The organism is Butyricicoccus sp. OF27-2pH9A (assembly GCF_027693185.1).
Taxonomy (GTDB): domain Bacteria; phylum Bacillota; class Clostridia; order Oscillospirales; family Butyricicoccaceae; genus Agathobaculum; species Agathobaculum butyriciproducens.
The window spans coordinates 1-23,788 of sequence record NZ_JAQEXK010000009.1; the positions used below are offsets into that span (position 1 = coordinate 1).

20 protein-coding genes, 1 pseudogene and 1 riboswitch are annotated in these 23,788 nt (G+C 53.9%); of the genes and pseudogenes, 7 read left to right on the forward strand and 14 right to left on the reverse strand.

Features of this window, described 5'->3' with window-relative positions; translation table 11 throughout:
* Nucleotides 1-10: 10 nt before the first annotated feature.
* Nucleotides 11-1,321, reverse strand: coding sequence for an IS3 family transposase (locus tag PG722_RS08160; protein WP_330674669.1), 1,311 nt, complete (start codon nucleotides 1,319-1,321; stop codon nucleotides 11-13).
* Nucleotides 1,322-1,800: 479 nt separating this feature from the next.
* On the opposite strand from PG722_RS08160, the pseudogene PG722_RS08165 reads away from it, so the two are divergent.
* Nucleotides 1,801-2,972, forward strand: a pseudogene (locus PG722_RS08165) (IS256 family transposase).
* A 211-nt stretch (nucleotides 2,973-3,183) separates the two neighbouring features.
* Here the strand turns inward: PG722_RS08165 and PG722_RS08170 are convergent.
* The 8 genes from PG722_RS08170 to PG722_RS08205 all read right to left on the reverse strand — a co-directional run bounded on the left by PG722_RS08170 (nucleotide 3,184) and on the right by PG722_RS08205 (nucleotide 12,282).
* The gene (locus tag PG722_RS08170; protein WP_110436750.1) at nucleotides 3,184-3,795 is read right to left on the reverse strand and encodes an ECF transporter S component; all 612 of its coding nucleotides are present in this window, start codon (nucleotides 3,793-3,795) and stop codon (nucleotides 3,184-3,186) included.
* Nucleotides 3,796-3,885: 90 nt separating this feature from the next.
* Nucleotides 3,886-4,017: riboswitch (FMN riboswitch) on the reverse strand.
* A gap of 109 nt (nucleotides 4,018-4,126) precedes the next feature.
* On the reverse strand, nucleotides 4,127-5,041 hold the full coding sequence (gene argF, locus PG722_RS08175) for an ornithine carbamoyltransferase (RefSeq protein WP_270385745.1): 915 nt from the start codon (nucleotides 5,039-5,041) through the stop codon (nucleotides 4,127-4,129).
* Nucleotides 5,042-5,154: 113 nt separating this feature from the next.
* Nucleotides 5,155-6,336: an aspartate aminotransferase family protein gene (locus PG722_RS08180; protein WP_270580236.1), complete on the reverse strand. Its 1,182-nt coding sequence runs from the start codon at nucleotides 6,334-6,336 to the stop codon at nucleotides 5,155-5,157.
* 65 nt (nucleotides 6,337-6,401) lie between these two features.
* Entirely contained in the window at nucleotides 6,402-7,274 is an 873-nt protein-coding gene (argB, locus tag PG722_RS08185; protein ID WP_270580237.1) for an acetylglutamate kinase, read from the reverse strand.
* A 149-nt stretch (nucleotides 7,275-7,423) separates the two neighbouring features.
* Nucleotides 7,424-8,632, reverse strand: coding sequence for a bifunctional glutamate N-acetyltransferase/amino-acid acetyltransferase ArgJ (argJ, locus tag PG722_RS08190; RefSeq protein WP_270580238.1), 1,209 nt, complete (start codon nucleotides 8,630-8,632; stop codon nucleotides 7,424-7,426).
* A gap of 21 nt (nucleotides 8,633-8,653) precedes the next feature.
* Nucleotides 8,654-9,574 carry an N-acetyl-gamma-glutamyl-phosphate reductase gene (argC, locus tag PG722_RS08195; protein WP_270580239.1) on the reverse strand — a complete coding sequence of 307 codons (921 nt, stop codon included), beginning with the start codon at nucleotides 9,572-9,574 and terminating at the stop codon, nucleotides 8,654-8,656.
* A complete protein-coding gene (gene argH, locus PG722_RS08200) occupies nucleotides 9,564-10,958 on the reverse strand; it encodes an argininosuccinate lyase (protein ID WP_188886199.1) in 1,395 nt (464 codons plus the stop codon). The genes argC and argH overlap by 11 nt, the downstream gene beginning before the upstream one ends.
* Nucleotides 10,959-11,028: 70 nt before the next feature.
* Nucleotides 11,029-12,282 carry an argininosuccinate synthase gene (locus tag PG722_RS08205; protein WP_118564137.1) on the reverse strand — a complete coding sequence of 418 codons (1,254 nt, stop codon included), beginning with the start codon at nucleotides 12,280-12,282 and terminating at the stop codon, nucleotides 11,029-11,031.
* A gap of 252 nt (nucleotides 12,283-12,534) precedes the next feature.
* Here PG722_RS08205 and PG722_RS08210 point away from each other — a divergent pair, with 252 nt between their 5' ends.
* The gene (locus PG722_RS08210; protein WP_110436742.1) at nucleotides 12,535-13,977 is read left to right on the forward strand and encodes a nicotinate phosphoribosyltransferase; all 1,443 of its coding nucleotides are present in this window, start codon (nucleotides 12,535-12,537) and stop codon (nucleotides 13,975-13,977) included.
* Nucleotides 13,978-14,249: 272 nt separating this feature from the next.
* Nucleotides 14,250-15,458 (forward strand): MFS transporter, encoded by a 1,209-nt coding sequence (locus PG722_RS08215; RefSeq protein ID WP_270580240.1) that lies wholly within the window; start codon nucleotides 14,250-14,252, stop codon nucleotides 15,456-15,458.
* A 45-nt stretch (nucleotides 15,459-15,503) separates the two neighbouring features.
* Here the strand turns inward: PG722_RS08215 and PG722_RS08220 are convergent, their stop codons facing one another.
* Nucleotides 15,504-16,490, reverse strand: a complete 987-nt coding sequence (locus tag PG722_RS08220) for an alpha/beta fold hydrolase (RefSeq protein WP_270580241.1) — start codon at nucleotides 16,488-16,490, stop codon at nucleotides 15,504-15,506.
* 255 nt (nucleotides 16,491-16,745) lie between these two features.
* Between PG722_RS08220 and PG722_RS08225 the strand changes: the two genes are divergently transcribed.
* The 3 genes from PG722_RS08225 to ftsH all read left to right on the forward strand — a co-directional run bounded on the left by PG722_RS08225 (nucleotide 16,746) and on the right by ftsH (nucleotide 19,543).
* Entirely contained in the window at nucleotides 16,746-17,087 is a 342-nt protein-coding gene (locus PG722_RS08225; protein WP_110436739.1) for a phenylpyruvate tautomerase MIF-related protein, read from the forward strand.
* A 165-nt stretch (nucleotides 17,088-17,252) separates the two neighbouring features.
* A complete protein-coding gene (locus PG722_RS08230) occupies nucleotides 17,253-17,708 on the forward strand; it encodes a MarR family winged helix-turn-helix transcriptional regulator (RefSeq protein ID WP_270339103.1) in 456 nt (151 codons plus the stop codon).
* The gene (gene ftsH / locus PG722_RS08235) at nucleotides 17,705-19,543 is read left to right on the forward strand and encodes an ATP-dependent zinc metalloprotease FtsH (RefSeq protein ID WP_270580242.1); all 1,839 of its coding nucleotides are present in this window, start codon (nucleotides 17,705-17,707) and stop codon (nucleotides 19,541-19,543) included. The genes PG722_RS08230 and ftsH overlap by 4 nt, the downstream gene beginning before the upstream one ends.
* A gap of 127 nt (nucleotides 19,544-19,670) precedes the next feature.
* On the opposite strand, the gene PG722_RS08240 is transcribed toward ftsH, so the two are convergent.
* Nucleotides 19,671-20,288 (reverse strand): HAD family hydrolase, encoded by a 618-nt coding sequence (locus PG722_RS08240; protein WP_118729818.1) that lies wholly within the window; start codon nucleotides 20,286-20,288, stop codon nucleotides 19,671-19,673.
* Nucleotides 20,285-21,259, reverse strand: coding sequence for an ROK family protein (locus PG722_RS08245; protein ID WP_270580243.1), 975 nt, complete (start codon nucleotides 21,257-21,259; stop codon nucleotides 20,285-20,287). The genes PG722_RS08240 and PG722_RS08245 overlap by 4 nt, the downstream gene beginning before the upstream one ends.
* A 200-nt stretch (nucleotides 21,260-21,459) precedes the next feature.
* Here PG722_RS08245 and PG722_RS08250 point away from each other — a divergent pair, with 200 nt between their 5' ends.
* Nucleotides 21,460-21,777 carry a hypothetical protein gene (locus PG722_RS08250; RefSeq protein ID WP_270580244.1) on the forward strand — a complete coding sequence of 106 codons (318 nt, stop codon included), beginning with the start codon at nucleotides 21,460-21,462 and terminating at the stop codon, nucleotides 21,775-21,777.
* 332 nt (nucleotides 21,778-22,109) lie between these two features.
* Here the strand turns inward: PG722_RS08250 and PG722_RS08255 are convergent, their stop codons facing one another.
* Both PG722_RS08255 and rpe read right to left on the reverse strand, forming a co-directional pair.
* Nucleotides 22,110-22,907, reverse strand: coding sequence for a hypothetical protein (locus PG722_RS08255; RefSeq protein WP_270580245.1), 798 nt, complete (start codon nucleotides 22,905-22,907; stop codon nucleotides 22,110-22,112).
* Nucleotides 22,908-22,983: 76 nt separating this feature from the next.
* Nucleotides 22,984-23,667, reverse strand: coding sequence for a ribulose-phosphate 3-epimerase (gene rpe, locus PG722_RS08260; RefSeq protein WP_270580246.1), 684 nt, complete (start codon nucleotides 23,665-23,667; stop codon nucleotides 22,984-22,986).
* Nucleotides 23,668-23,788: the final 121 nt, after the last annotated feature.

Sequence of the window (23,788 nt, forward strand, 5' to 3'; positions counted from 1 at the left end):
AAATCTTGGACTATGCCGATAGGCCGAGTTTTTGTCTATACTCCAGCGGACTAAGTCCACCAAGAGATATCTTAATTCGCTTTTCCCGATACCAAACCATATAATCTTCGACTGTATGAATGAACTCCTCTATTGAAACGTTTAGCCAGGAAACCCCATAAAACATCTCGTTCTTCATTCGCCCAAAGAAACCTTCACAGGCTGAATTATCAGGCGAGCACCCTTTCTTGGACATGGATCGATGCAAATGCGCTGCTTCCATACGACTGATCCAGCCTGGCCAGCGATAGTGGCACCCACGATCCGTATGGACAACTGGGTGCTCTCCGACTTTTAGAAGAGAAATCGCTTTGTCCAGCATTCCGTTTGTCAACTCTGCGTTCGGGCTGATGCCAATGCTCCAACAAACAGGCATGCCATCAAAGCAGTCGATGATTGGAGAAAGATAAACCTTGCCTGCAGGGATTGCAAATTCCGTAATATCTGTCAGCCACTTTTCATTGGGACGATTTGCGTGGAAATCCCGTTTTAGAAGATTGGGGACAGCTGGCGTGATTTCTCCCTGATAGGAACTGTAGCTTGTCTTCTTTCTGTTCACTCCCTGCACTCCTACTTGCTTCATAAGACGGCGAATTACCTTTTCGGATAGCCGCAAGCCCTCTTTTTTCAGCGTAGCATAAATTCGCCGATATCCATAATAGCGATGATTCGATTCAAAAATATCCTTGATTTTCTCTTTGACATGGCAGTATTTATCCTGCTTCTTTGCGCGCTTTTGCTTGTAATAATAGCTGCTGCACGGGCAGTGTAATGCGGACAGAAGTTCCGGCAGCGAATACTTATTTTTCAGGGCATCGATAATCGCTGCCTTCTCCTGGTTCCGGAGAGCTGTCTGATCGATGCCGGGGTCTTTTTTTAATACATTGATCGTTTCCTTTAAAATATCAATCTGCATCTGCATTTCCTGCACCTGCGCTTTAAGCTCAGCAATATCCTCTGTAGCCGAGAATGTTCCGGGTACGAGTTCCTCGCGAGGATCATCTGACGGATTCATGAGTGCAACCAGTCCTCTCTGGAGATACTTTCGGCGCCAGTTATAGATGCTGGCTCTGCTGTAACCGATCTCCTCTGAAACTGATTTTACATCTTCCCCGTGTTCAAAGCAACGGTGAAGCACCTGTAGTTTTACCTCAACCGATGGATGCCGCGGATGATCTGGTGTATTTTCCCCGCGTTTGGTCGATCTGACTTTCTCTGGTTGCCCTTTCTCGGAGATCCATCGATATAGCGTTGCTCGTTCTGGGTAGCCCAGGATGCGTATTGTCTCAGTTACAGAATGGGTTTGCTCATATAATTACAGGGCGCGGACTTTCTTTTCGTATGTGAACAATATACCTATTTCCTCCTTGCGGCCTCTGCTTTGTCCAACTTTTCGTCCGCACCCCAGAGTCCGCCCAATCTAGCCTTTACCAGACTGATTCTAACAGATGAAATGCTCAACTTGATATTGCAATTTGCGATTCTTTTTGTGAGCCATTAAGGTCTCTCCTTTGCATCATGATTTTTTCGACAACTATCATTTTACAGGAGCCCTAATGGCTTGTCTATTCTCTGTTTGCTTTTGCGAACTTGATTATGCACTATCGTTTAGTTTCTCCATAAATCCATGCTATTCTTCCTGATTCATATGATAAGGTACAATAAGTTGCGCAAATTGAAAACCGCATAAAAGAAGACATAGCTTGCAGGCTCTGGTAGAAGGAAGTTACCACACACCATTCTGAAAGGAGACAACAAACTATGTCCGAGAGAATTGTACAGCTGAATGAGGAAATTATCAAGGGGAAAAACAAGGAATTGGTCCGCAGCAGCGTGGAGGAAACCCGGAATGAGCTGCTGGAAAAGGAGACGGGGTCCCTGACACAGGCTGCCCGCTACGAGCGCAGCAAGGTCTGTCAGGGCTACCGCAGCGACCACTATGACCGGAATCTCACCACCGCCTCTGGTGACGTCACGCTCCATATGCCGCGACTCAAGGGCGTATCCTTTGAGACTGCCATCATCGAACGGTATCTCTGCCGGGAGAGCAGCTGGAGGAGGCCCTCATCGAGATGTATCTGGCAGGCGTCTCCGTGCGCCGTGTGGAGGACATCACGGAGGCACTGTGGGGCAGCAAGGTTTCGCCCGTCACCATCAGCGAGCTGAACAAGAAAGCCTACGTTCACATCGAGGACTGGCGGAACCGTTCATTGCAGGGCGGTAGGTATCCGTATGTCTACATGGATGGCATCTATCTGCACCGCAACTGGGGTGCAGAGTATGAAAATGTAGCCATTTGGGTGGCAATCGCCGTGAATGATGACGGTTTCCATGAGGTTTTAGGCGCCGCCGAGGGAATGAAAGAGGACAAGGCCAGCTGGGTCAGCTTCTTTCAGTGGCTCCGCGGACGCGGCTTGGACGGCGTAAAACTCATCGTCGGCGACAAGTGCATGGGGATGCTGGAGGCCGTAGGCGAGGTGTTCCCAGACGCCAAATACCAGCGCCGCACAGTGCATTTCTATCGCAATGTTTTCTCTGTTGTGCCTAAATCCAAGGTCAAAATTGTGGCAAAAATGCTCAAGGCGATCCACGCCCAGGAGAGCAAAAAGACATCCCGCGAGAAGGCTAAAGCGGTCGTTGCCGAACTGCGCGCCATGAAGCTGAAGGAGGACGGCATTGAGGAAACGCTGACCTACTGCGATTTTCCCAGCGAGCATTGGACATGCATCCGCACCAACAATGTGATCGAGCGGCTGAACCGTGAGATCCGCCGCAGAACCCGCGTGGTGGGAACATTCCCTGACGGCAACTCTGCTCTGATGCTGGTCTGCGCTCGGCTTCGCCATGTGGCGGGCACGCAGTGGGGCAGCAAAAAATGTATGAACATGAAGCACTCGGAGACGGCGCTGGACGATGCCTTCATTGCCGGCTGACTTCACTCAGACGGAGAACCTGCAAACAATTTTGCGCACAAATCTTGACGGGACCGAGTCTATTAGATGCACGCATGTGATATAATCTTGGCCACGCATTTTGTCAATTCGTATACAGATCTTTGTCGAAATCATAGATGCTACCGCACTGTTTTCGATTATTGAACAAAAAAGTGCTCTCCGCTTGCTGGAGAGCACCTTCGTTTTTTACTTAGCCGACACGCTGTCTGGAGTGGTGCAATTCGATCTGCTTGGACTTGATGAACACGCTCAGCTTCTTGTAGGCAAGCATGGTAATCGCAGTCAGGATTGCGCCTTTGATGAGATTGAACGGCAGAACGCCGAGCAGCAGATAGCCCTGCATGCCGGTCACATACGGGTTGATCGCGTTGCATGCATCAAAGATAGCCTGCAGCGGCATAACCTGCGAATAAAACGGAATGATAAGAAAATAGTTGGTCAACATGCCGACACACGCCATAGCAACCGAGCCGGCTGCACAGCCGAGGACAGCCATCTTGCGGCTCTTGTGTCCGCGGTACAGCAGCACGGCGATAACAACGAGCGTGGAAAGCATCAGAAAATCTGCGACCTCACCGGAGCCGCCGGTCTGGGTCTGGGTCAGATGAATAATGTCCTTGATGCCGATCATCGTGATTGCCGGAGCGATGCCGAAAATAAACGCACCGATGAGCACGACCGCGCCGGACAGATCCACCTTGAGGAACGGCGGCATGAACGGAATCGGGAATTCAAAGTACATCAGCACGGTTGCGATAGCCGCAAAAATTGCGGTGTAGGTGATTTTGCTGGTTTTTGTCATTGCTGTTTTTTCTCCCTTTCAGGAGTCCTGTTCCATAAATAAAACAAGCCCCTGGATTGCTCCAGAGGCATACAGACGTAGCGATAGGTACATCTGTTTCTCTCATCCGGACTATAACCGTCGGTTGGGATTCTAACCCATCATGCCTTGCGGCTCGCAGACTATCAGGCTCGAAGCCTGTATACTGCCGGTGGAGACTTTCACTCCGCCCTGAAACAGAACTGATTTATTTATATTGCTATTATAGTCACCAGTAAAGGACTTGTCAACACTTCAGCAAGAAAAAACATAAAAGCCGCCTTCCCTTGCGAAAGCGGCTTTTTATCAGAAATCAGTCTTCCTTGCTGCTCATCAGAGTAACCATAACGGCCTTCTGTGCGTGCAGGCGGTTTTCTGCTTCCTCGAAAATCTCGTTTGCGTGCTCCTCGAACACCTTGGTGGTGATCTCCTGCTCACGATATGCCGGCAGGCAGTGCTGCACCATGCAGCCCGGCTTTGCAGCAGCCAGCAGCTCATCATTGACCTGATAGCCCTGGAATGCCTTCATGCGGACTTCCTTCTCGGCTTCCTGACCCATGGACGCCCATGTATCAGTGATAACAACGTCTGCGTTCTCAGCAGCCTTCATCGGGTCATCGGTGATGAAGAAGTTCGGATTCGGCTCTGCGAATGCCATAACCTCAGCGTCCGGACGGTAGTCCACCGGCGTTGCGATGGAAACCTTCATGCCGGTCTTGAGACCGCCGACGATCAGCGAGTTGGCCATGTTGTTGCCGTCGCCGATGTAACACAGCTTGAGACCCTCAAGAACGGCAAACTTCTCGCGGATGGTCATGAGGTCCGCCAGAACCTGACACGGATGGCAGAAATCAGTCAGACCGTTGATGATCGGAATAGAGCCGTAGTTTGCCAGATCCTCTACTTCCTTCTGCTCGTAGGTGCGGATCATGATGCCGTCCAGATAGCGGCTGAGTACGCGGGCCGTGTCCTGTACCGGTTCACCGCGGCCGATCTGCAGATCACGGTTGGACAGGAACAGCGCCTGACCGCCCAACTGATACATGCCGGTCTCGAAGGAAACACGGGTACGGGTGGAGGACTTCTGGAAGATCATGCCAAGGCTCTTACCTTCCAGGTGACGATGGGAAATGTTGTGCTTTCTCTCATACTTGAGCTGATCCGCCAGATCGAGCAGACCGATGATCTCCTCGGTGGAGCAGTCAAGCAGCTTCAGTAAATGCTTCATTGTAATAAACCCTTTCTGCAAATTAGCAATGAATAATTAGTAGTTAGTAATTATTTGGGTGCTGCTGCACCAGTGCGATAATCACGTTAATTACTAATTGTCAAGGCCTTTGATTAAAATACCTTTGCCATGATAGCGAGTGCTTCATCCATTTCTTCCTTCGAAATGGTGAGCGGCGGGAGCAGACGAACGGCATTTTTGCCGGCGGTGATCGCCAGAACGCCGTTTTCGATCAGCTTATTGGCAAACACGGAGTGCTTTCCTTCCTCAACGATGATGCCGAGCATGAGACCCATGCCGCGCACGCCCTTGATATTCGGCGAGCCAAGGGACAGGATGCCGTTGCGAAGGTACTCGCCCTTTTCGCGTACTTTCATCAGGAACTGGCCGTCACCGACGGTATCAAGCACGACGTTTGCTGCGCAGCAGACAATCGGCGTACCGCCGAAGGTGGTCGCGTGTGTGCCCGGCGTGAGCACGTTGCAGCAGGTATCCGCCGCCATGACAGCGCCGATCGGCATGCCGCCGCCAAGGCCCTTCGCCATGGTGACAACGTCCGGCTTGATGTCGTACTGCTGGAAGGCAAACAGGCTGCCGGTACGGCCGATACCAGTCTGCACCTCGTCGATGATGAGCAGCATATCCTTCTCGCGGCAGAGCTTCTCTACCTCCTTGACGAACTCGCGGTCAAGCGGCAGAACACCGCCCTCACCCTGGATCAGCTCCATCATGATGGCGCAGGTCATATCGTCCGCCTTTGCGCGTACCGATTTGATGTCGTTGGCAACCGCGTAATCAAAGCCCTCGGTAAACGGGAAGAAATAGTTGTGGAAACGCTCCTGACCGGTGGCCTTCAGCGTGGTTACGGTACGTCCGTGGAAGGAATTGATGAGCGTCAGCACCTTGAAGCGGCCCTCGCCGTACTTGTCGAACGAGTACTTGCGCGCCAGTTTGATGGCACCCTCGTTTGCCTCGGCGCCCGAGTTGGCAAAGAATACCTTGCCGCCCAGATGCGTCTTTTCTACCAGCTTCTTGGCAACCTGAACCATCGGCTCGGTGGTGAACAGGTTGGAAACATGCATCAGCTTGTGCGCCTGCTTATCGATCGCGTCAATGATTGCCGGATTGGCATAACCAAGGCAGTTTACACCGATGCCGGAAGCAAGATCGATGTACTTCTTGCCCTCAACGTCCCACAGGGTCGCACCCTCGCCGTGGTCCAGCGCAATCGGAAACCGACCATAGGTGTTCATTACATATTTATTTTCTTCGCTTTTTAATTCATTGTAAGTCATAGGGTATCACCTTTTATCGGAGATACAGAGCGAATCATTCTCCATTCTCCATTTTCAATTCTCAATTACTGAAACATAGTGCCTGCGCCGACCTTGGAAAGCAGCTCGATCAGAATCGAATGCTTGACACGGCCGTCCAGAATGGTGGCACGCTCAACGCCCTTGCGGACTGCCTCAACACAGCAATCTACCTTGGGGATCATGCCGCCCTTGATGATGCCGTCACGCGCCAGCTTCGGCACCTCGGACACCTTGAGACGGTGAATGACACTGTCCGGATCGTTAATGTCCTGCATCAGACCGCGTACGTCGGTCAGCAGAATCAGCTTTTTTGCACCGAGTGCAACTGCCAGCTTGCTGGCTGCTGTATCAGCGTTGATGTTGTAGTTGGTTTCATCGTCGATGCCCTGTGCAACGGTCGAAACGACCGGAATATAGCCCTGCTGCAGCACATCGATAACCGGAGACGGGTCTACGTCCATAATGTCGCCGACGTAGCCGTAATCCGTACCCGAGCGGTCGGTCAGGCGCTTCGCCTGAAACAGGCCGCCGTCCATGCCGCCGAGACCGATGCCGCGGCCGCCTGCCTTCTCGATCAGGGTTACAAGGTCCTTGTTGACCTTGCCGCACAGCACCATCTGGACGATATCCATGGTTTCACGATCGGTATAGCGCAGGCCGTTGACAAACTTGCTCTCCTTGCCGATCTTTCCCAGCATTTCATTGATCTCCGGGCCGCCGCCGTGTACGATAACGACCTTGACGCCGACCAGATTGAGCAGTACCAGATCGTGGATGACCGCGTCCTTCAGCTCCTCATTGATCATTGCGTTGCCGCCGTATTTTACAACAACGGTCTGACCGTAATATTCCTGAATATACGGAAGTGCTTCGACCAGAATATTGGCGCGCAGCTCCGCATCAAGTTGAGTATCCATACTAATTCGTTCCTTTTCAAAGGGAATTTCTTATCATTTTCACAATCTTCCTAAGCAAGAGAAATCGTGTCAGCCGAGGAAGCCGCGCCCGCCGCGTACATCGGTACGCAAGGGTACGGGTGACGAAGGATCACGCGATCTATCGCCGCTTAGGTTCTGTAATCTCCGTTGATCTTAACGTAATCGTAAGTAAGATCGCAGCCCCATGCAGTAGCGCTGTCCTCGCCCTCATTTACGTCAACTGCAATGGTAACCTCGCTCTCGGAGAGCACCTTCTTCGCCAGTTCTTCATCAAAATCCAGAGCCGCACCCTTGTCGCAGACTGCTACGCTGCCTGCTGCGGACTCGAACGCCACAGAAACGTACTCCGGACGGAACGGTGCCTTGGAGTAGCCCATTGCACACAGTACACGTCCCCAGTTTGCATCTGCACCGAACATAGCCGCCTTGACGAGGTTGGAGCCGACAACGGCCTTGGCCAGTCGCTCAGCTGCCTCCTCGGAGCGGGAGTTCTTAACGGTGCAGGTAACCAGCTTGGTTGCACCTTCGCCGTCTGCAGCAATCTGGCGTGCCAGACGGGTGTTCACCTCGTTCAGCGCCTTGCAGAACGCCTGATATTCCTCGTCCTGCCACTCGATGAGCGTGTTGCCGGCCATGCCGTTTGCGAGCACGATGCACATATCGTTGGTGGAGGTGTCGCCGTCAACCGTTACGCGGTTGTAGGTCTTCTTGACGTTCTCCTGCAGGGCGTCGGTCAGCATTTCGTGCGTGATAGCGCAGTCGGTTGTGATGAAGGACAGCATGGTGCCCATGTTCGGATGAATCATGCCGCTGCCCTTGCAGATGCCGCCGATGCGGCAGGTCTTGCCGCCGATGGTGAACTCAACAGCCGCCGTCTTGGGCTTGGTGTCGGTGGTCATGATGGCACGATTTGCCTTCTCGGAGGCGTTGTCCTCCAGAACCAGTTCCGGCAAGTGCTCCTCGATGCACTCGATGTTCAGGCGCTGACCGATCACACCGGTGGATGCAACGGCAACATCGGTTTCGGCTACGCCGAGCAGCTTGGCCGCTGCCTGCGCCATACGGCGAGCGTTCTCCATACCGTCCGGTGCACAGGCGTTCGCGTTGCCCGCATTGGTAACGATCGCGCGTGCTACGCCGTCCTCGAGGTGCTCCATGGTAACGTACAGCGGAGCCGCCTTAACGCGATTCATCGTGTAAGTGGCAGCCGCGGTGCATTCGCATTCGCTGAAAATGATCGCGGTATCATCATTGGTTCGGCTTTCCTTGACGCCGCAGCGCACGCTGCCCGCCTTGAAGCCCTTTGCGGCACAAACGCCGCCTTCGATAATCTTCATAACTGTTTCCTCCTGCTGAAATCAGAGGTTTAAGCCGGTCGTTTCATCCAGACCGAGCATGATATTCATATTCTGCACGGCAGCGCCCGAAGCGCCCTTGCCGAGATTGTCAAACAGCGCGGTGACGATCGTCTGCTCCTCGTGGCCGCAGACAATGAGCTTTAAGCTGTCGTGACCGGCCAGCGTGTTGGCGTAGATCATCGGCTCTTCCCCGCCGAACGGCGCCACGGTGACGAGCTGCTGGCCCTCGTAGTGCTTCATGAGCGTTTCGTGAACGCGGTGTGCATCCACGCCGGGCAGCATGACGGTGGTCGCCATGCCCTTGTAGAAGTCGCCGACAATCGGAACGAACACCGGCGCCTGCGTCAGACCGCAGATGTAGCCCATCTCCGGCAGGTGCTTATGATGCAGGTTCAGGCCGTAAATGCGCTCAGAATCGTGCCGCGGATCGCGGTTCTCGTCCTGATACTCCGCGATCATCTTCTTGCCGCCGCCGGAGTAACCGGTCAGTGAAGCACAGGTAAGCGCGGTGTCCTCGGCAATGATGCCGTTTGCTACCAGCGGGTAAACCGAGGAAATAAATCCGCTCGCGTGGCAGCCCGGATTAGCCACACGCTTAGAGTTCTTGATGGCTTCGCGGTGCGCCTTGGAAAGCTCGGCAAAGCCGTAGTCCCAATCCGGGTCGGTGCGGTGCGCGGTCGATGCGTCAATAACGCGGGTCGTGTCGTTCTCGATGAGCGAAACGGCCTCGCGTGCCGCCGCATCCGGCAGGCACAGAAACGCAATGTCGGCTGCATTGAGGAACTTGCGGCGCTCCTCGATGTCCTTGCGCTTGTCCTCGTCGATGAGCAGCAGCTCGATATCGTCGCGGCCGCCGAGACGCTCATAAATCTGCAGACCGGTCGTGCCTTCCTTGCCGTCGATGTAAATTTTAGGCTTCATCGTCCTCAACCTCCGCGATGAACTTGTCGATCTTGTCGATCTGGCGGGTTACCTCCTGCGGAGCCGGACCGCCGATGACCTTACGCTCGGCAACACAGGTGCGCAGGTCGAGTGCGTCGTATACGTCGTCGCCGAACTTGTTGGAAATCGCTGCAAAGTCACGCATGGTCATGGTCTCAAGGGTCTCATCGGCCTTGATGCACTGGTTGACCAGACGGCCGACCGTCTTGTACGCATCGCGGAACGGAACGCCCTTCTTGGTCAGGTAATCGGCGCAGTCGGTCGCGTTGATGAAGCCGCGGGAAGCTGCCTTGCGCATGTTGTCGCGGCGGAGCGTCATGGTGGAGAACATCGGCGTGAATACCTCAAGGCACTGCTTTACGGTGTCGATAGCGCCGAATACAGCCTCCTTGTCCTCCTGCATATCCTTGTTATACGCCAGCGGCAGACCCTTGAGCACGGTCAGCATGGTAGTCAGCGCACCATAAACACGGCCGGTCTTGCCGCGGATCAGCTCGCAGACGTCCGGGTTCTTCTTCTGCGGCATGATGGACGAGCCGGTGGAGTATGCGTCGTCCAGCTCAACGAACTTAAACTCCCACGAGCACCACGAAATAATTTCCTCGGACAGACGGGACAGGTGCATCATCAGGATGGACAGCGCGGAAAGCAGCTCCACGCAGTAGTCACGGTCGGATACGCCGTCAAGCGAGTTATCGGTCAGGCGGGCAAAGCCAAGCTGCTGACGAACGAAGTCACGGTCGATGGGATAAGTGGTCGAAGCCAGTGCGCCCGAGCCGAGCGGCATTTCGTCCATGCGCTCGTAGCAGTCCTGCAGGCGGGATACGTCGCGCTTAAGCATGTTGGCATACGCCATCATATAATGTGCAAAGGTCGTCGGCTGTGCGCGCTGCAGATGGGTGTAGCCCGGCATAACCGCATCGAGATTCTCACGGCTCTTTACAGTCAGCGCCTTCATAAAGCCAAGGATCAGCTTGATGATCTCCTTGATCTCCTTCTTGACGTACAGACGCATATCGAGTGCAACCTGATCGTTTCTCGAACGGCCGGTGTGCAGACGCTTGCCGGTATCACCGATGCGCTCGGTCAGCAGCTGCTCGACGTTCATGTGGATGTCCTCGTAATCGAGTGAGAACTCAACCTTGCCGTCCTCGATATCCTTGAGGATGCCCTTCAGACCTTCGACGATCTTTTCGGCCTCATGCTCCTCGATGATGCCCTGCTTGCCCAGCATGGTAGCGTGAGCGATAGAGCCGGTGATATCTTCCTTATATAAGCGGCAGTCAAACAGGATGGAAGAGTTAAAGTCGTTTACCACCAGATCAGTTTCCTTCTGGAAACGTCCTGCCCATAATTTTGCCATATCTATGTTACCTCACAAAACACTCATAGGGCGGCACACGACGGGCGTGCCGCCCTATGATTTCTTTTACTTACTTTTCAACAGACGGGAAATGCTCACCGGTCTTCTTGTACAGGATCTGATCGTTCAGGGCACGAACCTTGAGCGGCAGACCGAACAGGTTGATGAAGCCTGCGGAATCTGCCTGATCGTAGCAATCATCCTCGTTGAAGGTTGCCATATCCTCGGAGTACAGGCTGTACGGAGAGGTTACGGAAGCCGGGATGATGTTGCCCTTGTACAGCTTCAGCTTAACATCGCCGGTAACGGTCTCCTGCGTGGAATCGACGAATGCGGAGAGCGCCTTGCGAAGCGGCGTGTACCACTGGCCGTTGTAAACCAGCTCGCCGAACTTGAGAGCAACCTGATTCTTGTAGTGCGAGGTTTCCTTGTCGAGGGTGATCTCCTCCAACTTTGCATGTGCTGCATACAGGATCGCACCGCCCGGAGTCTCATAAACACCGCGGCTCTTCATGCCGACCAGACGGTTCTCAACGATATCGAGGATACCGATGCCGTTCTCGCCGCCCAGCTTGTTCAGCTTCTCGATCAGGGCAACGGACTCGAGCTTCTCGCCGTCAACTGCGGTCGGAACGCCCTTTTCGAAGTGGATGGTAACATAGGTCGGCTTGTCCGGAGCCATTTCCGGAGAAACACCCAGCTCGAGGAAACCCGGCTTGTTGATCGGTGCTTCGTTGGACGGCAGCTCGAGGTCCAGACCCTCATGGCTGAGGTGCCACAGGTTCTTATCCTTGGAGTAGTTGGTCTCCTTGTTGATCTTCAGCGGAATGTTGTGTGCTTCCGCATACTCGATCTCCTTCTCACGGCTGTTCAGCTCCCAGAAACGCCACGGAGCGATAATATCCATCTGCGGTGCAAATGCGTGAATAGCCAGCTCGAAACGAACCTGATCGTTGCCCTTGCCGGTGCAGCCGTGGCAGATTGCGTCAGCGCCTTCCTTCAGCGCGATATCAACAATACGCTTTGCGATGATCGGACGAGCGAACGAGGTACCCAACAGGTACTGCTCGTAGGTTGCGCCCGCCTTCATGGTCGGGATGATGTAGTCATCAACGAAGTCCTTGGTCAGGTCCTCGATGTACAGCTTGGACGCGCCGGTCTTGAGCGCCTTCTCCTCCAGACCGTCCAGCTCGGTGCCCTGACCGACGTTGCCAGAAACCGCGATAACCTCACAGCCATAATGCTCCTTCAGCCACGGAATGAGTACCGAAGTATCCAGACCGCCGGAATATGCCAGAACAACTTTATTATATTTCTTTTCCATGTTTTTCGACCTCGCATTCTGCGTTTTTTTCGATGGTTTTATTATACTACCGCCATACTCATTTGGCAAGTAAAATTTATAATTATTTTCTCTATTGTATATTTATGCATGCTATGAATTTGAATTTGATAAATAATGCTTGCACTTTCTGTAAAAACGTACTATTATATTATAAATGCACTGTGTCAAGACAGATTGCACGGAATGAATAAAAGCGCACAAAAAATGGTGCGCAAAGGGGCGTTTTTCGCAATGACCGAAAGAAATTTAACCATGCTCACTGACTTTTACGAGTTTACGATGGCGAACGGATACTTTGAAAAGGGTATCGGCAACCGCCGCGCATACTTCGATATGTTCTTCCGCCGTGTACCGGACGGCGGCGGATATGCCATCATGGCAGGCGTGGAACAGCTGATTGAATACTTCAATAACCTGCATTTTTCCGAAGAGGATATTGCATATCTTCGCAGCCGCAAGTGCTTCTCGGAGTCCTTCCTCAATTATCTGCGCGATTTTGAGTTTGAATGCGACGTATGGGCCGTACCCGAGGGTACGCCGGTATTTCCTGGCGAGCCTCTCGTAACGGTGGCCGGTCCGATGATCCAGGCACAGTTTGTCGAAACCATGATCCTGCTGACCATCAACCACCAGACCCTGATCGCTACCAAGGCAAACCGCATCACGCGTGCGGCAGAGGGCCGTACTGTGCTCGAGTTCGGCTCCCGCCGTGCACAGGGCTACGACGGCGCTATCCTCGGTGCCCGCGCTGCCTACATCGGCGGCTGTCAGGGCACGGCCTGCGTTCTGTCCGACCGTGACTACAAGATTCCGGCCGGCGGCACGATGGCACACTCCTGGGTGCAGATGTTTGACAGCGAGTACGAAGCCTTCAAGGCTTATGCGGATATTTATCCGGATAACTGCGTATTCCTGGTTGACACTTATAATGTACTCAAGTCCGGTGTGCCAAACGCAATCCGCGTTGCCAAAGAACTGGAAGCGGAGAAGGGCATCCGCGCACGCGGCATCCGTCTGGATTCCGGCGATATCGCTTACCTTTCTATCGAGGCCCGCAAAATGCTCGATGCCGCCGGCTTTGAGGACATGCAGATCATGGCGTCCAATTCGCTCGATGAGTATCTGGTACGCGACCTGCTCGTGCAGGGTGCCCGCGTAGACTCATTCGGCATCGGTGAGCGGCTCATCACCTCCAAGTCCGAGCCGGTATTCGGCGGCGTATACAAGCTGGCTGCCGTTGAGGACGAAAACGGCGAGATCATCCCGAAGATCAAGGTTTCCGAGAACGTCGAGAAGATCACCACGCCGCACTTCAAGCAGGTGTACCGCCTGTTCGACAACAAGACCGGCAAGGCACTTGGCGATGTGCTCACCGTACACGACGAGCAGATCGATGCTTCCCTGCCGTATGTGCTGTTCCATCCTGTCTACACCTGGAAGCAGCGTATTGTTACCGATTATACGGTTCGTCCGCTGCGCGTACAGCTGTTCAAGCACGGCAAATGCGTTTACAACAGCCCGGATGTTGAGGACATCCGCAAGTACTGCATCCGTGAGGTTGATACTCTGTGGGATCAGATCAAGCGTTTCGAGAATCCGCAGACCTACTTCGTGGATCTCTCCAAAAAGCTGTGGAGCTGCAAGAACGAGCTTCTTGAAGCCTGCCGCATCTAACAAGCAAATTTGCAGACAGCGAACCGCAACGGTTCGCTGTTTCTTTGCGCCATCATCGCAAGATTGTATAAAAGCTGTGCAGCACCCCTGCACAGAATTTTACTACTATAGCCTGTTTCAGCAGTTTTTTCGCAGAAACACGCTATCTTTTCGCAGATGTAAATCGCAAGAATTTAGTAGCACATCGCACCGCAGGAGATTATACTAATAATCGTAATCGCGGTCAAAAAAAAGAAAACCGCATATTCCACACAAATTGAAGGGACACATCAATGAAAGCATTTTTATCTTCCCTGAGCCGCAGCAAACGCTATGTTGTCGCGGAACTGTTTCTTGTTTATTTCGCACAGGGACTGAGCTCCATCATGCTCGGCTCCGTGCTGCCGGATTTACGCGCGGCCTACGCGCTGGATTACCAGATCGGCGGTACGCTGCTGTCCGCGCAGTCGATCGGCTATCTCGGCATCGGCCTGCTGTCCGGTCTGGCTGCCATCAAATGGGGACTCAAACGCGCGTACCTCATCCTGTATTATGTATTCGCGGTCGGCTTTGTCATGCTGCTGACCAACGGCTCGCCGGTCTGGCTGCTGGCGGCCATGTTCCTGACCGGCATTTCCAAGGGCGCTATCACGGATTACAACAACCGCGTAATGAGCGAATACGCGAACGGCAGCGCGACCCCGCTCAACATGATGCACGCGGCGTATGCATTTGGTGCGTGTGTGGCGCCGCTGGCCGTACTCGCCTGCCATAAGCTGGGCGGTGACAACGGCTGGCGTCTCGCGCTCGAGATTTCCATTGTGCTGCTGACGGCTTCGTTTATCTTCGGTCTGTTTATGAAGATGGATGACGATAAATCCACGAAAACCGAGCAGAAATCCGCAACCGATTACGGCTTTTTCCACGAAAAGCTGTTCTGGCTGTGCACAGCGCTCTGCTTTTTCTACGAGGCTGTAGAGGCTTCCATGATGGGCTGGCTGACCAGCTTTTACATTGATTCCGGCGTGCTCGCCGCAGACGCTGCACAGATCATCACTTCCCTGCTGTGGGTTTCGCTGTTGATCGGCCGCTTCTCGTGCAGCGTGATCGCTGCGAAGTTCCGTCCGTGGCAGATGATCACGGTCATGTGCTTCGGCGTGGCGGCGTTCCTCGTGCTGCTTGTCACCGGAACCACGCTGCCGATTCTCGCCGTTGCGACGATCGGTCTGGGTCTGTGCATGTCCGGCATGTACGGCACAACGGTGGCCAATGCCGGAGATTTGTTCTCGCGCTATCCGGCATCCATGGGCATTTATGTTACACTTAACGGCTTCGGCGCAGCTATGGCTCCGGCTGCGATCGGCATCGCTGCCAACCGCGCGGGTATCCGCTGGGGTTTTGCTACCCTGCTGATCGCAGGCGTGCTGCTCGTTGTCTCGGCAGTGCTCAATGCACGGTATTTCAAGGGCAGACAGCATAGCAAGGCAGTTTCCCGCGCCTAAAAAGCACAAAAACCTCTCTCAAGCGTTTTGAGAGAGGTTTTATTTTTATTCCGCTGCTGTTTCCGGCTCCTGCTCGACAGCCTGCCTTGCAGCTCTTGCGGCAAGGTGTGTCTCCAGCCAACGGGAAATATCTCCGAAGGTTTCAAGTCTGTCAAGCTCGTTGAGCACCTCGTGGCGCGCATCCTTATAAAAGATGACCTCGATATTTTTCACGCCGCTGCCGCGATACAGATTGACCGTACGGCGCACACCCTCACCGTACCGCCCGACCGGGTCCTTATCACCCGAGATGAACAGCAGCGGCAGGTCCTTCGGTGTTTTTCGGAAGGTCACCGGATTGTTCGCCTTGGTGATGAGCGTAAACAGGTCGCGGAATCCGGTCGCGGTAAACACGAAATTGCACTTTTCATCCGACTGATAGAGCGACACGACCGCCTCATCGCGGCTGAGCCAGTCAAACACGGTTTTCGGCTGCTTGATTTTCCTGTTGAAGCCCTTGAACACCAGATTGGACAGCAATCCGCTGCGATAGGTGATGCCGCGCGAGCGCGCTACCGAATCCGCAAGATGTACGATGCTGCCGGAGGCAGCGATCGGACCGACCGTGCCGATGAGGATGCAGCCGGACAGCTTCTCTCCGTAATCGAGCAGGTACAGCCGCGCGATCAGCGAACCCATCGAGTGCCCGAGCAGGAAATACGGCAGGTCGGGATAGCGGCGCTGCATCAGGTCGGTCAGGTGCTTGACATCCTCAACAAGATACTTCCAGCCGTCACGAGCGGCAAAAAATCCGAGATCCGCCGTGCGTGAGACCGATGCTCCGTGTCCGATATGATCGTTTCCGCAGACAATAAAGCCCAGTCCGCAGAGATACTTCGCAAATGCGGTATAGCGCGAAAAATACTCGCACATGCCGTGAGACAGCTGTACGATACCGCGCACCTCTACTCCCTCAGGAGCAAGAATATAATAGGTGACATTGGAAACACCATTGGCACTTTTGTAAATATTTTGCGTACACTTGATATTCATATGCAACACCCGATCATGGACTGTACTTCTTCACTGTTAATACTATACCACAAATACACTTATTGTGCACCTGTTTTTGATAAAGTTCACAGTTCATTTAAAAATACACTGTCAAAAACTGCTGATTTTTAAATACCTTCCCCGACTGCAAATTATGCAGGATTACGATATTGCAAACAGCGACCGATGTGCTACAATAAAATAAATCACGGGCAGTGCTGTATTGCCCAATCCAAAAGAAAGAAGGATATACCCATGCCGTATATTGCTGTTACCACTTCCAAGGCCCTGTCCGACGAGCAGAAGGACGAGCTGAAGAAGACCATCGGCCAGAAGATTTCCCTGATTCCGGGCAAGACCGAGGCTGCTCTGATGGTTGACATCTCCGACAACCACACCATGTACTTTGCAGGTGAGAAGCGCAAGCTGGCGTACGTTGATGTTCGCTGCTACGGTTCGACCGAGTTTGAGAACAAGAAGGCGCTGACCGAGGCACTGTTTGATGCTGTCGAGCTGCACACCGGTCTGCACGATGACAGCATTTACCTGACGTACACCGAGTTCTCCAACTGGGGCACCCGCGGTACCATGAAGTAAACTGCAGAAAGACGCTGAGAGGGTTCTCGGCGTCTTTTTTGGTTTCGGATGGAGAATTGCGAATGTCTGAATTTTCAGAATGTTCACATTTGAGCGATTGACGTTCGCCCGCTTTCGGTCTATTATAGTTTACAAGTAAACCGTTTGCCGAAAGGAGGACACCGCATGTCCGGCTCTCCCCATGATTTTGCCGCCGATGCGTTCCACGCGGGTCAGCTATACCGCAGCTGCTTCCGCGAGCTGACCGAAAACTGCGGCTTTACGCCAAATGAGATGTTCGTGCTGCTGTTTCTGTACCGCAACGCGCCCGAGCAGGACACCGCAACTGTCATTGCACAGGCGTGGAACGTTTCCAAGCCGCTGGTGACGCGCAGCGTAGACGGACTGCAGAGGCGCGGTCTGCTCTACTGCGTGCGCGACGAGAACGACCGCCGTCTGGTGCACCTGCACCTGTCTGATGAAGGACACGCTGCCGCCAAAGCGCTCCATCACCGCTGCGAAACCTTTGCGCTGACACTGCAGCAGGGCATCTCCGAGCAGGAAATGCAGACCCTGTGCAGTGTGATGCAGAAAATGCAGCGAAACCTCAACGATTTACTCGAAAGGACGAAACTCACATGAATAACAACCCTAAAGGGGCGAAAAATCCCAAAAAACCGCTGATCTTCTATTATGCTGTCATGCTGCTCGTGCTTATGATGCTCAACTGGCTGCTGTTTCCGAGCTTGCTGCAGCGACAGGTGACCGAAGTCGGCTACGACGAGTTCATCGCCATGGTGGACGACGGCAAGGTGCAGACCATCGCCTACGACAAGCAGGATCAGGAAATTACCTTTGAGGCCACCAATGACAAGGGCAAGGACGCACTCTACAAGACCGGCATTTTCCCGGATGACGAGCTGGTCGGCCGCTTGCTGAAGGCCAATGTCAAGTTTGCTGCCGAGATTCCGACCCAGACCTCTCCCCTGCTGAGCATGCTCATCAGCTACGTTGTGCCAATTGTGCTCATTATCGCGGTCGGTCAGTGGCTGCAGAAAAAGATGATGAAGAACATGGGCGGCAACATGATGAGCTTCGGCAAATCCAACGCCAAGATTTACGCCGAGACCGAGACCGGCAAGACCTTTGCTGATGTCGCCGGTCAGGATGAAGCCAAGGAGGCCCTCACTGAGATCGTGGACTTCCTGCACAACCCGAACAAGTACGCTTCCATCGGTGCAAAGCTGCCGAAGGGCGCACTGCTGGTCGGCCCTCCGGGCACCGGCAAGACCTTGCTGGCGAAGGCCGTTGCCGGTGAGGCACATGTGCCGTTCTTCTCGATTTCCGGCTCGGAGTTCGTCGAAATGTTCGTCGGTATGGGCGCGGCCAAGGTGCGCGATCTGTTCAAGCAGGCCAGCGAAAAAGCACCGTGCATCGTGTTCATCGACGAGATCGATACCATCGGTAAAAAGCGCGACGGCGCAGGCATGGGCGGAAACGATGAACGCGAGCAGACGCTCAACCAGCTGCTGACCGAGATGGACGGCTTTGACGGCACCAAAGGCGTCGTTATTCTGGCGGCGACCAACCGTCCGGAGTCGCTTGACCCGGCTCTGCTGCGTCCGGGCCGTTTTGACCGCCGCATTCCGGTGCAGCTGCCCGATCTGCAGGGTCGTATCGCAATTTTGAAGGTGCACGCTAAGGATGTTCACATGTCCGGCAATATCGACTTTAACTCGATTGCCCGCGCAACCTCCGGCGCTTCCGGTGCTGACCTTGCCAACATTATCAACGAGGCGGCTCTGCGTGCCGTTCGTCTGGGACGAAACAGCGTCATTCAGGCCGATCTGGATGAGAGCGTCGAGACCGTCATTGCCGGTGCGCAGCGCAAGAACGCCGTACTCAGCGCCAAGGAGAAGGAGATTGTTGCGTACCACGAGATCGGTCACGCACTGGTGGCTGCCAAGCAGACCGACTCCGCGCCTGTCACCAAGATTACCATTGTACCGCGCACCTCGGGTGCACTCGGCTACACCATGCAGGTGGATGAGGGCGAGCACAATCTGATGAGCAAGGATGAACTGCTGAACAAGGTGGCAACGCTCACCGGCGGCCGTGCAGCCGAGGAGCTGATTTTCGGCTCGATTACCACCGGTGCATCCAACGACATCGAGCAGGCCACCAAGCTGACGCGCTCGATGATCACGCGCTACGGCATGAGCCGCAAGTTCGATATGGTTGCGCTCGAGACCGTGACGAATCAGTATTTGTCGGGCGATACCGCGCTCGCTTGCTCGGCGGAGACCGCTGCGAAGATTGATGAGGAAGTGATTGCCACCGTCAAGACCGCGCATGAGAAGGCCATCGGCATCCTGCAGAATAATATGGATGCCCTGCACCGTCTGGCGCACTTCCTTCTGGAAAAGGAAACCATCACCGGCGAAGAATTTATGGATCTGCTGCATAAATCCGAGTAAATCTGTGCAAAAGGAAACCCTCTCTCGTAATGAGGGAGGGTTTCCTTTTGCCTATACCCATAACAAGGAACAGACCAGAAAGAGAGGGCGGACACATTGGTCCGCCCCTAAGCATATACAATTATATTTATCTGAGCGACAGAATCTCTGCCGGATGCTCAAACCTCATATCCGACATTAACTTCTCCGCCTCGGAGCACCCCCACAGGGCGAGGACGCTCTTGACGCCTGCACTTTTCGCGCACTGCATATCATACTCGCTGTCGCCGATATAGACAGCGTCCTCGGGTTTACAGCCGAACCGACGCAGACACTCGAGCAGAGCGTCCGGCGCAGGCTTGGGATGCTCGACATCATCCGCACAGATGATCTCATCAAACCACGGCGTGAAGCCAATGGGTTCAATCCCCTGCTTGAGCTGCAAACGTGTCCGCGAGGTGACAATGCCACACGAACAGCCGGATTTTCTGAGTTCCTCTATCGTTTCGGGAATGCCGTCGTACATCGGGATTTCGTCCAGACGGTCATACGCCAGCGCTTCCCAGCGAGCCATGATTGGCTCAACCCGCTCGGCCGGAATGCCTAATTTCGCCAATGCGCGTCTGCCCGGCATACCGAAGGAGAAGATCAGCTGCTCGTAGGTGAACTCATAGCCGAACTCGGCAAGTGCAGTGCGCATGGCCCACTGATCTACCTTTGAGGAGTCGATCAGCGTGCCGTCAATGTCAAAAACAAAGTATTTCATGTGGTTTCCTCCATCTTTTTCGCCAAGGTAAATAACCCTCGGGTATAGTCCTGCTCGAAGGACTGAGACAGCTCTATGGTCGGCATAGCCTGCTCCGGCAGCGCTTGCGCACAGCTTTCGCGTATCCGCGATGCCTTATCGGTCAGACGGGAATCGGCATACAGCACCACCCTGTCCGGATTGATGAGCGCCGCACAGCCGCAGATGACCTTGATGAAATAGTCGCTTATATCCGCGCCTGCAAAGTGATTCTGCGCGTATTCGAGATTGTGTTCGATTGGAAGATAATGCAGTTCGCCGGCAAAGCCTGCGGCACCGCCCCAGACCTTTCCGTTCAGCACGATACCTGCGCCTGCACCCAGCTTGCCGATGTAAATGCACACAGCGGCTTTCGGTGCGGGCGTGTACTGCGCCGCGTAGCCTGCAGCCACGACCTGCATATCACGGGCCGCCATGCACGGCAGACCGGTTTTATCGTGAAGATACGCACTAAGGCTTACGCCCCGCAGCTCAGGGTAGCCAAAGCTCTCGGTGACAATGCCGTTATGCATTGTTCCGGCAAAGCCGAGCATCACCGCTGCAAGCCGCGGGTAACGCGCCCTAACACGCATCAGAAGCGTGTCGAGAAATTCGCGCACATCGCCGGAGCAGGTCTGCTGTTCCTGTTCGAGTGATGTGCCGTCGAGGTCACACACAAACCAGTGCAGCGTGTCCTGCTCCAGTCGCAGACACAGGAACAGCCGGTACTGCGGGTTCAGCCGGTACTGCATGGCGCAGCGTCCGCCGGTGGAGGCTGCCGTGCCGATTTCTTGCGCTTCTCCGCGCTCAACCATCTCATCCACAATGCGGCTGACGGTCGGAAAGCTGAGATGTGTCAGCCGCGCAAGATCGTTCTTGCCGGCAGAGCCGTGCTGCATCGCCTGCCGAAGCAGAGCCGTGTTCTCCCGCTTGAGTTTTCCTGTGTCTGCCATGGTGCGCCTCTTTTCAAAACACTTTTTAATAGTGTGTTAATTTCTATATACAGTATATCCTCTGTGGGCGGTTCTGTCAATGCTGAATTAGCAATTAAGCGTTAGGAATTAACGTGAGGGTTTATTGGCTGCGTAATATTGTCCTTTCCATTCCACCCATAATATGTTATATTGTTCGCAAAGGAAGGAGGAGACAAAAAATGTCCACTACAATTTCAATCTCGGTGATGTGCTCTGTGGGGAGCCTGACCTGCGGTATACTTTCACTTGTACTGCCGCTCATTGCACTGGCCAAACAGAAAAATGCACTACCGTTTGCAGCGGTCAGTATGGGTTTGTGCTCACTGGCGTTGCTCGGGCAGATTTTCGAGTACAATGTCCGCGTATATGCACAGGATTTCAGCGCCCTTCTGGATACATCGTTCGCTATTCGGTTCTGCGCAGTCGTACTGTTCCTGTTGGCGGCTGTTGTAAATGCAGGCGTATGCATATACCAGATGAAACGCAGCGTAAAATAACACCCGCAACATTAATTTACCATGGAAAATACATAATAAAACCGCCTTTGCAGGCGGTTTTATTATTTCGACAGGGTCTTACAGCTGCCGGTTTGAGCCGGATTGACCTTGCAGGTCTGACAAGATTTGAAACCCACGTTTGTCACTCCCTTTAGGAAGTGTTTGAGTTTATGCTGCTCGGGAGACCAATGGTCTCCCCTGCGATTAGGTCTATGCAGATGAGTTGCAGGCGATGTGCCAAGCCAACGTACCCTATGGTATACCTTTAATAATAAGATAGAATCATGTGAAGAAGGGTAAATCGCTACGTTATCTTCACTCTCCACTCTTAATTACTCCGTTGATTTCCGCTTCGGCAGATTGAAGTCAATCCCGGTGAGCATTTTCACAATCCACAGCAGGAACAGCAGTACGAGCACCGGCAGCACACACGAGGTAACGATCAGCACAGCGAGTGCCTCCATGACATTGCTGAGCAGTTTTTCGAACTTTTCCGTCACGCCGGAGACCGCATTCTGCACCGAGGACGTGATACCCGACCAGAAACCGTTCTTTTCGCTGTCCGAATCCGAGTCTGAACCCGCACTGGTATCGATAGCATCCGCTGCACTTTGCGCGTCCTCAATGGTCTGCGACAGCGAGGTTTCATAGGTGGCCTCGATCATGCGCGATACTGTGATGCCGCCCGGAACGGCAAGCCAAACCGCCATGCCGAACAGCGCCAGCTTGAATGCGAGTTTCGCCAGAATCTCACTGCTGCGGAACTGACGGACGATGAGCAGCACGCACGCTGCCGGTAAAATAAACCGAAAAACCGCGTATCCGGTAATGGTGAGCAGGTATTTCTCCAGCATAATGGCGCACAGTACGATCAGAAAGTCCGACGTGAGATCAGCCAGCTTTTCTGCGATAGCGCTGCCCGTGTCTCCCGGCAGAGCCGAAACAGCTGCAGATGCTGCCGTGGAAGCCGCAGTCAGCTTCATCACAGTCGCCTGCTTTTCGTTTAAATATTCAATGCTCGTCCGGTGCGTCTCCGGTGAAGACTGCCATCCCGAAATGCCGAAAAAGCACCCGAGTCCGATCATCAGCAGTAGCACACACGAAACGATTCGCTTTGTCAGTTCGTTCATTTTATCCCTCATCTCTATTAGGAAACCCCCAACGGTCAGACAGACTAACGATTGGGGGTTGTTCACACTTATATGATTACTTGCTCCAGGCTGCCTTGGCTGCGCCTTCCCTGAACACCTCATGGAAGCCCTTGACATTGGCTGCAATGTCACCGCCGAACACGGCAGAACCTGCTACGATAACGTCTGCACCGGCGGCTACGATGTCGGCGGTATTGTTCAGCTTTGCGCCGCCGTCGATCTCCAGCTCGCACTTATAGCCGTTCTTCTGGATTTCCGCGCGGACAGCCTTGATTTTGTCCATGCACTCCGGGATAAAGCCCTGACCGCCAAAGCCCGGCTCAACGGTCATGATGAGCACCATATCGCAGTACGGCAGCAGCGGGAACAACACCTCAGCGGGGGTTTTCGGCTTGATAACGCAGGCTGCCTTGACACCGGCTGCGCGGATTTTCTTCAGCTGCTCAAGCGTATCACCGTTGGACTCGTAGTGTACGGTGATAATATCCGAGCCGGCCTTGATGAAGTCGTCCAGATACTGATCGGGGTCCGAGATCATCAGATGTACATCGAGCACCTTGTCGGTCGCCTTGCGCAGCGCCTTAACCACCGGAGCGCCGATGGTGATATTCGGCACGAAGTGACCGTCCATAACGTCAACGTGAACGTATTCCGCACCGGCATCGGTGGCAATTTTAATATCGCGTGCAAGATTTGCAAAATCTGCGGACAGAATAGACGGTGAGAGCTTGATTTCCATAACAGTTCCTCCTGTAACCGCAGAGTGTTCCGCGGCATAATTTGATACCAGACGCGCCTGTGTGTTCAACCGGTTTGCACGGCGCCGTCTTTTTGAATACGAGGGCGGCATGTACAGTCGC

Coding starts and splice junctions, on each gene's coding strand:
- ftsH (WP_270580242.1), top strand. CDS start 17,705: ATGAATAACAACCCTAAAGGGGCGAAAAATCCCAAAAAACCGCTGATC.
- PG722_RS08225 (WP_110436739.1), top strand. CDS start 16,746: ATGCCGTATATTGCTGTTACCACTTCCAAGGCCCTGTCCGACGAGCAG.
- PG722_RS08210 (WP_110436742.1), top strand. CDS start 12,535: ATGACCGAAAGAAATTTAACCATGCTCACTGACTTTTACGAGTTTACG.
- PG722_RS08250 (WP_270580244.1), top strand. CDS start 21,460: ATGTCCACTACAATTTCAATCTCGGTGATGTGCTCTGTGGGGAGCCTG.
- PG722_RS08220 (WP_270580241.1), bottom strand. CDS start 16,490: ATGAATATCAAGTGTACGCAAAATATTTACAAAAGTGCCAATGGTGTT.
- argB (WP_270580237.1), bottom strand. CDS start 7,274: ATGGATACTCAACTTGATGCGGAGCTGCGCGCCAATATTCTGGTCGAA.
- PG722_RS08230 (WP_270339103.1), top strand. CDS start 17,253: ATGTCCGGCTCTCCCCATGATTTTGCCGCCGATGCGTTCCACGCGGGT.
- argC (WP_270580239.1), bottom strand. CDS start 9,574: ATGAAGCCTAAAATTTACATCGACGGCAAGGAAGGCACGACCGGTCTG.
- PG722_RS08180 (WP_270580236.1), bottom strand. CDS start 6,336: ATGACTTACAATGAATTAAAAAGCGAAGAAAATAAATATGTAATGAAC.
- argF (WP_270385745.1), bottom strand. CDS start 5,041: ATGAAGCATTTACTGAAGCTGCTTGACTGCTCCACCGAGGAGATCATC.
- PG722_RS08255 (WP_270580245.1), bottom strand. CDS start 22,907: ATGAACGAACTGACAAAGCGAATCGTTTCGTGTGTGCTACTGCTGATG.
- PG722_RS08240 (WP_118729818.1), bottom strand. CDS start 20,288: ATGAAATACTTTGTTTTTGACATTGACGGCACGCTGATCGACTCCTCA.
- PG722_RS08245 (WP_270580243.1), bottom strand. CDS start 21,259: ATGGCAGACACAGGAAAACTCAAGCGGGAGAACACGGCTCTGCTTCGG.
- argJ (WP_270580238.1), bottom strand. CDS start 8,632: ATGAAGATTATCGAAGGCGGCGTTTGTGCCGCAAAGGGCTTCAAGGCG.
- PG722_RS08215 (WP_270580240.1), top strand. CDS start 14,250: ATGAAAGCATTTTTATCTTCCCTGAGCCGCAGCAAACGCTATGTTGTC.
- PG722_RS08170 (WP_110436750.1), bottom strand. CDS start 3,795: ATGACAAAAACCAGCAAAATCACCTACACCGCAATTTTTGCGGCTATC.
- argH (WP_188886199.1), bottom strand. CDS start 10,958: ATGGCAAAATTATGGGCAGGACGTTTCCAGAAGGAAACTGATCTGGTG.
- rpe (WP_270580246.1), bottom strand. CDS start 23,667: ATGGAAATCAAGCTCTCACCGTCTATTCTGTCCGCAGATTTTGCAAAT.
- PG722_RS08205 (WP_118564137.1), bottom strand. CDS start 12,282: ATGGAAAAGAAATATAATAAAGTTGTTCTGGCATATTCCGGCGGTCTG.